This window comes from Blautia sp. 2227st1_G12_2227SCRN_220401 (assembly GCF_039062885.1).
In the GTDB taxonomy this organism is placed as follows: domain Bacteria; phylum Bacillota; class Clostridia; order Lachnospirales; family Lachnospiraceae; genus Blautia_A; species Blautia_A fusiformis.
Genome location: NZ_JBCLNI010000052.1, coordinates 1 through 10,857 on the forward strand (window position 1 = coordinate 1; position 10,857 = coordinate 10,857).

General features: G+C 47.4%; 10 protein-coding genes and 1 riboswitch. Of the genes, 8 read left to right on the plus strand and 2 right to left on the minus strand.

The window, feature by feature from the left end:
- The first annotated feature begins 132 nt into the window (after positions 1-132).
- The 3 genes from ABCM67_RS15810 to ABCM67_RS15820 all read left to right on the plus strand — a co-directional run bounded on the left by ABCM67_RS15810 (position 133) and on the right by ABCM67_RS15820 (position 3,603).
- A complete protein-coding gene (locus ABCM67_RS15810; protein WP_015526328.1) occupies positions 133-312 on the plus strand; it encodes a DUF6472 family protein in 180 nt (59 codons plus the stop codon).
- Positions 313-628: 316 nt separating this feature from the next.
- Entirely contained in the window at positions 629-1,909 is a 1,281-nt protein-coding gene (locus ABCM67_RS15815; RefSeq protein ID WP_173761040.1) for a 2-hydroxyacyl-CoA dehydratase family protein, read from the plus strand.
- A complete protein-coding gene (locus ABCM67_RS15820; protein WP_288787310.1) occupies positions 1,906-3,603 on the plus strand; it encodes an acyl-CoA dehydratase activase in 1,698 nt (565 codons plus the stop codon). The genes ABCM67_RS15815 and ABCM67_RS15820 overlap by 4 nt, the downstream gene beginning before the upstream one ends.
- Positions 3,604-3,657: 54 nt before the next feature.
- Here the strand turns inward: ABCM67_RS15820 and ABCM67_RS15825 are convergent, their stop codons facing one another.
- Positions 3,658-4,434: an AraC family transcriptional regulator gene (locus ABCM67_RS15825; RefSeq protein WP_173722209.1), complete on the minus strand. Its 777-nt coding sequence runs from the start codon at positions 4,432-4,434 to the stop codon at positions 3,658-3,660.
- Between the two features lie 342 nt (positions 4,435-4,776).
- Between ABCM67_RS15825 and ABCM67_RS15830 the strand changes: the two genes are divergently transcribed.
- The 4 genes from ABCM67_RS15830 (at position 4,777) to thiE (ending at position 8,937) form a co-directional block, all read left to right on the plus strand.
- The gene (locus ABCM67_RS15830) at positions 4,777-6,282 is read left to right on the plus strand and encodes an alpha-N-arabinofuranosidase (RefSeq protein ID WP_342993027.1); all 1,506 of its coding nucleotides are present in this window, start codon (positions 4,777-4,779) and stop codon (positions 6,280-6,282) included.
- 137 nt (positions 6,283-6,419) lie between these two features.
- Positions 6,420-6,522, plus strand: a riboswitch (TPP riboswitch).
- A 337-nt stretch (positions 6,523-6,859) separates the two neighbouring features.
- A complete protein-coding gene (gene thiW, locus ABCM67_RS15835) occupies positions 6,860-7,414 on the plus strand; it encodes an energy coupling factor transporter S component ThiW (RefSeq protein ID WP_289000572.1) in 555 nt (184 codons plus the stop codon).
- On the plus strand, positions 7,377-8,279 hold the full coding sequence (locus tag ABCM67_RS15840; RefSeq protein WP_114001828.1) for a hydroxyethylthiazole kinase: 903 nt from the start codon (positions 7,377-7,379) through the stop codon (positions 8,277-8,279). Before thiW ends, ABCM67_RS15840 begins: the two co-directional genes overlap by 38 nt.
- Positions 8,280-8,295: 16 nt before the next feature.
- Positions 8,296-8,937 (plus strand): thiamine phosphate synthase, encoded by a 642-nt coding sequence (gene thiE / locus ABCM67_RS15845; protein WP_015526321.1) that lies wholly within the window; start codon positions 8,296-8,298, stop codon positions 8,935-8,937.
- A gap of 574 nt (positions 8,938-9,511) precedes the next feature.
- On the opposite strand, the gene ABCM67_RS15850 is transcribed toward thiE, so the two are convergent.
- Positions 9,512-9,958, minus strand: coding sequence for an Lrp/AsnC family transcriptional regulator (locus ABCM67_RS15850; RefSeq protein ID WP_021652217.1), 447 nt, complete (start codon positions 9,956-9,958; stop codon positions 9,512-9,514).
- 399 nt (positions 9,959-10,357) lie between these two features.
- On the opposite strand from ABCM67_RS15850, the gene ABCM67_RS15855 reads away from it, so the two are divergent.
- Positions 10,358-10,857, plus strand: a 500-nt coding sequence (locus tag ABCM67_RS15855; protein ID WP_342993029.1) for a lyase family protein, incomplete at its 3' end; no start/stop codon positions are given.

Here is a 10,857-nt window from a genome sequence, read left to right on the forward strand (position 1 = left end):
AGACTGTGAACGGAATGTTCTGATATATAAAAAAGAGGGAGGATTTCAGTAATGGAATTCTTCCTTTTTTTGTTATATAATCAGGAGAACAGCAGGGAGAAATACTTTCCTGCAAAGAGAGGAGAAATAAATATGAAGGGAACCAGCTGCGAATACTGTGCAAACTATACATATGATGAAGAGTGTGACGAATATTATTGTGATGTCAATCTGGATGAGGATGAATATTATCGTTTTGTGAGCAGTGATTACAAGGAATGTCCGTATTATCGTTCCGGAGATGAATATAAGGTGGTACGTCATCAGATGTGATACAGAGTAACGGAAAAAATAGAGCAGAAAATAATGTGATAAGACAAATGCAGGTTTTCCACGAAAAGGAATGAGAGTTTTGTGGAAAATCTGCATTTTGATGTTTTGATATGTGCAAAAGGCTTCAAATTTGTAAAAATTGGCGTGTTTACATTTGAAAAAAATATCTTTATAATAAAAATATTGGTCTGACAGGTGGAACCTTTATACCATCCAGACGATGATAATGCTACAGGATTTTGTCTGAGACAAAATTTCGGGTAAGCGTCTGACAGACTTATAATAGATTTTTTGATTTGACGGAGGATGTGACAGATTGGATATTATAAAGAAATTCGGGGATATGGTGGGAGAGAGATCCATCAGGGATCCGGAAAAAGCACGAAAACTTCTTCTCACTGGATACCGGCTTCAGGAAAAACGTCTGCAGCTTTTTCCTGACAGGAAGCTTCCGGCTTCGGGACAGTATGTAGCCCGTGTAGTCATGCAGAATATTATCAAAGCCCTTGCAAAACCGGACGATACCGCGCTTGTGAGCATTTTTGTACCGGGAGAGCTTCTGACAGCAGCAGGGATCACTCCGTATTCCGTGGAGGCAATGTCCTGCTTCATCGCCGGAACCAGATGTGAGCAGGCATTTCTGGCACAGACGGAATCAGAGGGCTTTCCGGAAACCATGTGCTCCTATCACAGAGTTTTTTTGGGAGCGTCCATGACAGGATTGGTACCGAAGCCCAAATGTACCATCTACACAAACCTTGCCTGCGATGGAAACATGATGACGTTTCCTTATCTGAAACAGAAATATCAGATCCCGGGCTTTTATATTGACGTACCCTATGAAAAAAATCAGGATTCCATCAGCTATGTTGCAGATCAGCTCCGCGAGCTGAAGAAATTCCTGGAGGATGTAGGCGGGAAAAAAATCTCCGAGCAGTCGGTACAGCGTGCAGTTGCCAACAGCAATGAAGCGGCCTCCTATTACAGCAGCCAGCTTGCCCTCAGAAAGGATCACGATCCGGTGACTTCCCTGACAAATGAGCTGTATGCGATCTTTATGTGTCATCTTCTGGCGGGCTCAGAGGAATCCCTGAAATATACAAAAATGCTTCTTGAGGATGTGAAGAAGGCACCAAAGGGGGAAGGTCTTCATATTTTGTGGATGCATATGATGCCGTTTTTGCAGGAGCCGGTAAAGGATGTATTTAATTACAGCCAGAACGTGCATATCAGTGCCTGTGATTTTGTTGCAGACGGTTTTCAGCGGATGCAGGCCTCGGATCCTTATGAGGCCCTTGCGGAAAAAATGGTCAACTGCATTTACAACGGAAGTGTGAAGCAGAGGATCCGGCGTGCCCAGGAGCTGGCGAACCTTACAGAGGCAGACGGCGGGATCCTTTTTGCGCATTGGGGCTGCAAGGGAACCATCGGAGCTTCCAGCCTGATCAAAAATTCTCTGGAAAATGCAGGACTTCCAACCATGGTCCTGGACGGTGACGGCTGTAACCCGGCCAATTCCAGTGACGGCCAGGTATCCACACGACTTCAGGCATATCTGGAAATGCTGTCAGAAGGTAAGGAGGAAAAACGGTCATGATACATTACGTCTGTAAATATACACCGCTGGAGCTGTTTAAGGGCTTTGGCGAGGAATGTGCGGTTCTTGAGGAAATGCCGGAGAATTTTGAGCTTTCGGACCAGATCGCCCATGCTAATCTCTGCGGCTTCGGAAAATCTGTGATCCAGGCAGTGCTGGAGGGAAAGGTAGAGCAGCTTGTTCTTGTTAACTGCTGTGATTCCATGCGCCGTGTGTACGACATTGTGGAAAGTACCGGTAAATGTAAATTTCTGTACATGCTGGACATGCCTCATGAGGATAACGACTGTGAAAAGGTGAAGCTTGCCCAGGGCATCCACCGTCTGAAGAAAGCTTATGAGAAATTTTCGGGGAAAACCTTCGACAGAAGTGGATTTCTGAATGCTTTTTCCCATGAGCCTGTGGATAACGAGCCGTATATCGGTGTTCTGGGTGTCCGTGTCAGCGGCATCCTGGAAAAAATGATCCGGGATAATATCCGCATGGATGTGGAAAACCTGACCTGTACAGGTGGAAGACGTCTTGCAGTGATCCGTGAGGAGCTGGAAAAAATGGAAGACGATGCCATGTTCCTGGCTTATGCGGATGCACTTCTTTCACAGATGCCCTGCTTCCGTATGAACAACAGCACCCGAAGAAACCGGCTGTATCTGGATCCGAACCTGAAGGGGATCATTTATCATACTATTAAATTCTGCGACTATTACGGATTTGAGTATGCAAGCATCAAGCGTGATATCAAGGTTCCGCTTCTGAAGATCGAGACAGATTTTACAAGCCAGAGTGCAGGACAGCTCCTTACCAGAGTGCAAGCTTTTGCGGAGACCCTGGAAGGCTCTGAGGATATGGACCCATCAAAAGGAATCAGCGAGGAGATAAGGAAAAAAATGGAATCAGGAGTTTATTATGTGGCAGGGATCGACAGCGGTTCCACAAGTACGGATGTTGTGATCCTGGATAAAGACGGAAAAATTAAATCGACCATGATCATTCCCACAGGCGGCGGCGCTATGATGAGTGCAGAGAAGAGCCTGGAGATGGCCGTGGAAAAAGCAGGGATCAGGAAAGAAGATATCGTGCGTATCGTTACTACCGGATATGGACGTGCCTATATTGACAGTGGTGATGACAGTATCACAGAGATTACCTGTCACGCAAAGGGCGCCCATTATCTGAATCCGAATGTGCGTACAGTTATCGACATCGGCGGTCAGGATATCAAGGCGATCAGCATTGACGAGAACGGTGCGGTAAAAAATTTCCTGATGAACGATAAATGTGCAGCAGGAACCGGACGATTCCTGGAAATGATGGCCCGTACTCTTGGACTTTCCCTGGAGGAGATGAGTACCCGTGGTCTGGAGTGGAAAGAGAACGTAGTGATCTCAAGCATGTGTACTGTATTTGCAGAGTCCGAGGTAGTTTCCCTGGTTGCCCAGAATAAGGACGTGGCAGATATCATCCATGGTCTGAATGTATCTGTTGCTTCCAAGGTAGGAGCTCTTGCAGCCCGCCTTGGCAAAAAGAATCCGGGGGAATACATGATGACCGGTGGTGTTGCCAGAAATAAAGGTATCATCCAGGCATTGGAGGAGAAGCTGGGAGCGAAGCTTTATATCTGTGATGAGGCACAGCTTTGTGGTGCGCTTGGTGCGGCACTGTTTGCTTATGAGAAGTGTAATGCGGCACGGTGATCAGATCAGACAAGTTGCCTGCGCAGTAAATGCAGAGTGTGAATATCCTTTTGGTCAGGGGCGGCGTGCCCACTCACTGGGCGAACAGCCACAGTTCTTTCGGAAGTACCGGCTGAAGTGTGAGAGATTTGAAAATCCGCACAGCAGAGCCACCTGTTGAACAGGCAGAGCTTCGTTGGTGAGCAGATTTTTGGCTTTTTCCAGACGGAGCAGATTCAGGTCAGCATGAGGGGTGCTGTCAAAAAAATTCCGGTAACAGGAATAAAACTGACTTTTTTCGAGATTAGCCATGGCGCAGAGCTTTTCTGTTGTCCATGGCTTTTCGTAATTTGTAAGCATTTCCAGACGGATTTTTTGGAACAGGCTGCAGAGCTCCGAGTCTGAAGACTTGCTTGTATCTGTACTGCGGAGTTCCCGCGAGGCTGTGATCATCAGCTGGCAGAGCAGGGCATACTCGTAGTCCCGGGAAAAAACTTCTCTGTTCAGATATTCATGCTGCAGCTTCTGGATACAGTGATCGATCTCCTGGCAGTCACTGGGGTAAAAAATTTCGTTGCAGGGAAGTCCGAACCGTTTTGCCAGATTTTCTCCGCAGGAAAAATGGACATAACTGTTCCGGAATTTTCGCACAGCCTGATAATGCTGGGGATTTCCCGGAATATAAAAGATGCAGGCATTATCCCGGGTGACAGTAAGCTGACCGCCCAGATAAACCTTCATTGGTGTTTTAAATAAAAGAAAAAGAAAATCTCCGCTTCCCTCCGGTCGGAAAATCCTGTCGTAATCGGAGTTGGAACGGTTGTATTCGCAGAAATTTAAGGTGAAATCCATGAAAATGCTGCGCTCCTTTCATTACGTAGATCAGACAATCCGACTGTGGCATTGTAAAGAACTTTCTGTCTGGAAGTATAAAGTAAAGTGACAGAGGGACGTCCGTCTGGTAAGACTGTCTTTACGATAAATCTTACCGGAAAAAAAGTCAACTATTTCGGAAGATAATCACTGGTATGGATAGAACAGGATGGTAAAATGAAACATAGAAACGGTTGATTTCCGATCTGTCTGAGAGTGTGTGAGCGAACAGAGGCGTAAGAGCCTGTATATGGCGGAATCGGAAACAGAGTCCAATGCAGTGGCAGGCAGAAAATAATAATTTACAGGAGGATTTTTACAATGAAAAAAGCGCAGATCATCGTGGACAAATATTTCCTCACCGGAAAAACAGACAAAAGGATCTATGGTTCCTTTATAGAACATCTCGGACGTGCGGTTTATGAGGGGATTTATCAGGAAGGCAGCCCCCTTTCTGATGAGCAGGGATTTCGGAAGGATACTCTGGAACTGGTAAGGGAGCTTCAGGTACCGATCGTTCGTTATCCGGGCGGAAATTTTGTATCCGGATTCCGTTGGGAGGATAGTGTCGGGCCGAAAACTCAGCGTCCGTCCAGACCGGAGCTGGCCTGGGGTGTCATCGAGACAAACCAGTTTGGACTCAATGAGTTTGTGGACTGGTCCAGAAAAGCCGGCAGCGATGTGATGATGGCAGTAAACCTGGGAACAAGAGGACCGGAGGATGCGAAAAATCTTTTGGAATACTGTAACTTTAAGGGTGGTACCTATTACAGTGATCTCCGTAAAGCTCACGGCTATGAACAGCCGCATGATATCAAATTATGGTGTCTCGGAAACGAGATGGACGGTCCGTGGCAGATGGGACATAAAACTGCGGCAGAGTACGGAAGAGTTGCAGCAGAGACTGCCCGCCTGATGAAATTTATGGATCCGGAGGTTGAGACTGTTGCATGCGGAAGCTCCAGTCTGGAAATGCCTACCTTTGGCTCCTGGGAGTATACGGTTCTTGACGAGGCTTACGATCAGGTGGATTATCTTTCCCTGCATCAGTACTATGGAAATGCATCGGGAGACACTGCCGATTTTCTGGCAAGCTCCAAGGGCATGGATGATTTTATCTCAGGAGTGGTTTCCATCTGCGATGCTGTAAAAGCAAAGAAGCATGGAAAAAAACAGATCAATCTTTCCTTCGACGAGTGGAACGTATGGTACCACAGCAATGAACAGGATAAAAAACTGGAAAAATGGGTACAGGCGCCCCATCAGCTGGAGGATGTTTATAACTTTGAGGATGCACTTCTTGTGGGAAGCATGTTGATCACACTTCTCCGTCATGCAGATCGTGTAAAGATCGCCTGCATGGCACAGCTGGTAAATGTTATTGCGCCGATCATGACATCCGATACAGGCGCATGGCGTCAGACGATCTTTTATCCGTATATGCTGACAAGTGTGTTTGGAAGAGGAACCGTCCTTAATACACAGGTTCTCACACCTATATATGAAAGCAAGACTTATGGAGAAGCTCCATATCTGGATTCTGTGTGCGTCTGGGATGAGGAAAAGGATACGCTGACGATCTTTGCAGTGAATAAGAGTCTGGATGAGGATATGGAAGTTTCCTGTGACTTAAGACAGTTTGAGGGATATAAGATCGTAGAGCATATCGTGCTGAACAATGATGATCTTCAGGCAGTCAATACAGAGACGCAGCCCGAGAATGTAGTTCCTGTAAAAGCCAGTGCAGAGTGCTCAAAGCTGGACGGCGGAAAACTGGAAGCAGTTTTTGCAAAACACAGCTGGAATATGATCCGTCTTGCGAAATAAGGGCCGGTGAAGTATGGTAAAAGCAGTTACAGAAAATGTAAATCATGCAGGAAAGTCTCCGGCGGGAGTGCAAAGAGCAATAAGCAGTGGAGGTTTGACAACGGGATAGGTGTGTGCTATATTGAAAAACAGAAAAGAAAAGAGCCAGCGGGAGCTTGTGTGACAGGCTGAGAGGAAGATAGATCTTCGACCGTACCTGATTTGGGTAATGCCAACGGAGGGATTGTGATTTGAGAGCGTGTCTCCGTGGAGTTTGCCATGGGATGCGCTCTTTTCGGATGCAGGAATGGAACTGGAATGGTCTGACAATGTGGGGATGTGAAAGTGACAGAGACTGCATGTGGAGCTTCTGCGAAAGAGCGGGCAGGAAGGGGAGCGCCTTAATGTCTGGCAGGAGAGTGATATTCCGGAGGATTTTTCCGGAAGGATCATATAAGCGATGGGAATCCGTGTTTTCGGAGTGAGAGGAAGTAAGGGAACTTCGACCGCCAAAATCTAAGGGCAGACTGCAGCAGACGGGAAGCTTTTGCCCGGATCTGACAGGGCTCTGCCTGATATTTCAGGGAGGAAAAACACTATGGAAAAACAAAGGATGCACACGCTTCGTATGGTAATGCTGGCAATGATGGTTGCGATCGGTGTCGTTATTTCACCGATCCTGAGGATTGAGGGAATGTGCCCCACGGCGCATCTTGTCAATATCGTATGCTCGGTTCTGATGGGACCGTGGTATTCCCTTCTTTGTGCGACCATGATCAGCGTGATCCGTATGATGTTTATGGGAATCCCGCCACTTGCACTGACCGGTGCAGTATTTGGCGCATTTCTTTCAGGTGTGTTCTACAGACTTTCCAAAGGCAAGATCATCTGCGCGGTGATCGGTGAGATCTTTGGAACAGGTATCATCGGATCTATGGTTTCTTATCCGGTGATGGCATTCCTGATGGGAAGAGGCGGACTGACAGCATTTTATTATACGCCGATGTTCCTTGCAGCAACCACAATGGGAGGATGTGTTGCCTATATTTTCCTGAAGGCTCTGAGTAAAGCAGGTCTTCTGGTGAAATTCCAGGCAGCTTTGGGTTCAAAAACATATGAGACAAAGAATTTTACAACTGCGAAAGCGAATTAAAGAAGAAAAGCCGCTGATCCATTGCATCACCAATCCGATCTCGATCCATGATTGTGCCAACGTGGTCCTTGCAGTAGGTGCAAGGCCGATCATGGCGGAGCATCCGGCAGAGGTGACAGGTATTACGGCATCGGCTGGTGCGCTGATGCTGAATCTCGGGAATATTACCGATGCCAGGATCGAGTCAATGAAGCGTTCTATGAGAACAGCGATGGAAAATAAGATTCCGGTTCTTCTGGACCTGGTAGGGGTTGCCTGCAGTGATCTCAGGCTGGATCTGGCACGGGAGCTTTTAAGGATCGGTCATCCGGCAGTGCTGAAGGGAAATATGTCAGAGCTTCTGGCTGTTTCCGGGCTGCCGTCTCATGCGATCGGAATCGATGCGGGTGTCGAGGATGCTCTGACTGAGGAAAATATCGATGGAGTCAGTGAAGTGCTTAAGGCTTTTTCCAGAAATAATCAGGCAATCGTGCTGGCTACCGGAAAACAGGATTTTGTTACGGATGGTGAACGGGTTATTCTGGTACAAAATGGCAGTGCGGCGCTGTCCGGGATCACAGGAACCGGCTGTATGGTCGGTGCACTGACTGCGGCGTTTTTGCCGGGGTGCGAAGATAATATTGCGAAAGAGATGACGGATAGTATAGAGGCAGGTGTCTGGTCTGGCGTTGAGATGGAATTAAATGGGAGATCCGGGAATTATCTGGCTGCGGCAGTGCTTGGTACTGCACTTATGGGTATCGCCGGCGAGGAAGCGGAGAAGATTTCCCGCGGTCCGGGAAGCTTTCAGGTAAATCTGCTGGATGAGATCTATGGGCTTTCGGATCGACAGCTGCTGGATCTGTTGAAGATTGAAATGTACTGAAAAAGAGGGGATTAGGATGGATAGAAAAGATTTGGATGTAACGTTGTATCTGGTGACGGATAGTTCTTATCATACGGAGGAGTCTTTGCTTCGTACGGTTGAGGAGGCTTGTAAGGGTGGTGTGACTCTGGTCCAGCTTCGCGAGAAGAATAAGGGTGGACGGGAGTATCTGGATAAGGCTTTTAAGGTGAAGGAGATCACAGATCGTTACAATGTGCCACTGATCATTGATGATCGTGTGGATGTGGCGCTGGCCTGTGATGCGGCTGGTGTGCATGTTGGAGCTTCTGATATTCCGGTTGCTGTGGCAAGGAAGCTGATGGGACCGGATAAGATCGTGGGGGCTACTGCCAAGACGGTGGAGGCTGCTGTGAAGGCTTATGAGGATGGTGCGGATTATCTTGGTGTGGGGGCGATTTATCCTACTACTACTAAGGTGGTGACGATCCTTACCAAGGTTTCTACGTTGAAGGATATCTGTGAGGCGGTTCCGATTCCTGCGGTTGCGATCGGGGGATTGAATGCCGGGAATATGGATGTGCTTGAGGGCGCCGGTATGAGTGGTATGGCGGTTGTTTCTGCGATCATGAAGGCGGAGGATCCTAAGAAGAATGCGCGGGAGCTGAAGGAGAAGATTGTTGCTTTGATGGGAAAGTGATTTAGGACATGAGTGAAGAGCAGTGGTGGATTTGAGGTTCATTGCTGTTCTTTTTTTGTTGAAATACGGACGCCCGTGAGGCGTGTGCTGCCTGTCGCCGGGGCTTCGTCGGGGGCTGGCTTCTAGGCTGCCGGAATTCTGCTAAAACCGTTTTCCAAAAGTCCGAACTCGCGTCTTGCAGCCGCTCAGACAGCGGACTTTTGAAAAACAACGCAGATTTCCGCCAGCCAAGAATCAGCTCCCCTCCTGCAGAGTCCGGCGACAGGCAGCACACGCCTCACGGGCTGGTTTTTCAAGGCGTCAGGGGAGGGTGGCTGCTCGGGAGTTTGGGTGTAAATGTTGGGTTGAGTGGTCTGCCGGGAATGCGATGAGGCATCAGCGCTGCGCTGGATGCCTGGGAGGAAAGGCTGAGTTTCCTTGTGGTTTGCCGGGAGATGGATGAGCTATCAGCGCTGCGCTGGATAGCTGGGAGGAAAGGCTGAGTTTCCGGTTGTCTGACGGTAGGCTGGCCGAGGCGCTTCGCTGTCGGCTGGTAGAGCGATGTGATATGGTTTATAAAAAATGCCGGTGGGGGTTACTCCACAGGCAGATCTCTGTGTTCTACGCTGGTGGAGAATACGATCTGTGTTTTGGTGCGGCCGAACTGCTGGAGTTCGTTGATGAAGTGGTCCAGTTCCATGGTGGAGCGGAAGGCTACTTCGATGAGCATGGAGTAATCGCCGGTGACGCAGTTGCATTCGATGACATTTGGGATGGACTGGATGAAGGGATAAAAGTCTTTTTTTTGGTTGGGTTCTACTTCCAGGTTGATGAATGCTTTTATATGATAACCGAGAAATACCGGGTTGATCTGGGCATGGTAGCCTGTGATCAGCCCGTTTTTTTCGAGGTGTTCGATCCTGGCGGAAACAGCGGGGGATGAGAGGAAGACTTCCTTTGCGATTTCCTTTACCGGGGTGCGGGCGTTTTTCTGAAGCATTTCGATGATCTTTCGGTCGATGTTGTCGAGTTTGTGTTCCATGTAGAAATGTCTCCTTTCAATGAAAAAATGTTATTTGTAACTGGTACAGAGCTGCGTAGGGAAGTGGATTAAAAATAGGTATTTCTGTATTGATTATACTGCGTGTGTTATCACAACACAAGAAACGACTTAATAAAAATAAGAAAAATAAAAGAAATTCTTAAAAAGATTAATGTAAACTATTGAAAAACACGGATAATCGTGGTTTTCCATTAAAAGTATTTACAAGCTACAAAGAAAGTGTTAGTTTCTTAGGCATCAGAAAAACAGCTGCTGATAAAAATGAAAATAACAGAATGATTTGTAAACAGTGAATATCCGTCGGACTGAAAAAATGAGATCAGAGGGCGGAGCAAATCAGATGTGCACAGGATCAGAAGAAAGAAGAGGGATGACAAAATGACAACAGAAACAAGACTGGAAGCAGATTCGATCGGAACTATGGAAGTGCCTGCAGAGGCTTATTACGGAGTTCAGGCTTTAAGGGCAAAACAGAATTTTCCTATTACAGGTACAAAGCTTCATCCGGTATTTATCAGGAACCTGGCACAGATTAAAAAAGCAGCAGCTATCACTAATAATAATGCAGGGCTTCTTCCGGAGGATAAGGCAGATGCCATTGTCAGAGCCTGTGATGAAGTGATCGCAGGAAAATTGGCTGAGGAATTTATCGTAGATGCCATTCAGGGTGGTGCCGGAACCAGCGCAAATATGAATATGAATGAGGTGATCGCAAACAGAGCCGGTGAGATCCTCGGATGTCCGAAGGGTAGCTATAAAATGGTCCATCCAAATGATCACGTAAACATGGCGCAGTCCACCAATGATGTGATCCCGACGGCCGGTAAGCTTACCGTTCTGGATCTTCTTGCACCTCTGGAAAAAGCATTGGTAAGACT

Coding starts and splice junctions, on each gene's coding strand:
- ABCM67_RS15810 (WP_015526328.1), top strand. CDS start 133: ATGAAGGGAACCAGCTGCGAATACTGTGCAAACTATACATATGATGAA.
- ABCM67_RS15820 (WP_288787310.1), top strand. CDS start 1,906: ATGATACATTACGTCTGTAAATATACACCGCTGGAGCTGTTTAAGGGC.
- ABCM67_RS15825 (WP_173722209.1), bottom strand. CDS start 4,434: ATGGATTTCACCTTAAATTTCTGCGAATACAACCGTTCCAACTCCGAT.
- ABCM67_RS15830 (WP_342993027.1), top strand. CDS start 4,777: ATGAAAAAAGCGCAGATCATCGTGGACAAATATTTCCTCACCGGAAAA.
- thiW (WP_289000572.1), top strand. CDS start 6,860: ATGGAAAAACAAAGGATGCACACGCTTCGTATGGTAATGCTGGCAATG.
- ABCM67_RS15840 (WP_114001828.1), top strand. CDS start 7,377: ATGAGACAAAGAATTTTACAACTGCGAAAGCGAATTAAAGAAGAAAAG.
- thiE (WP_015526321.1), top strand. CDS start 8,296: ATGGATAGAAAAGATTTGGATGTAACGTTGTATCTGGTGACGGATAGT.
- ABCM67_RS15850 (WP_021652217.1), bottom strand. CDS start 9,958: ATGGAACACAAACTCGACAACATCGACCGAAAGATCATCGAAATGCTT.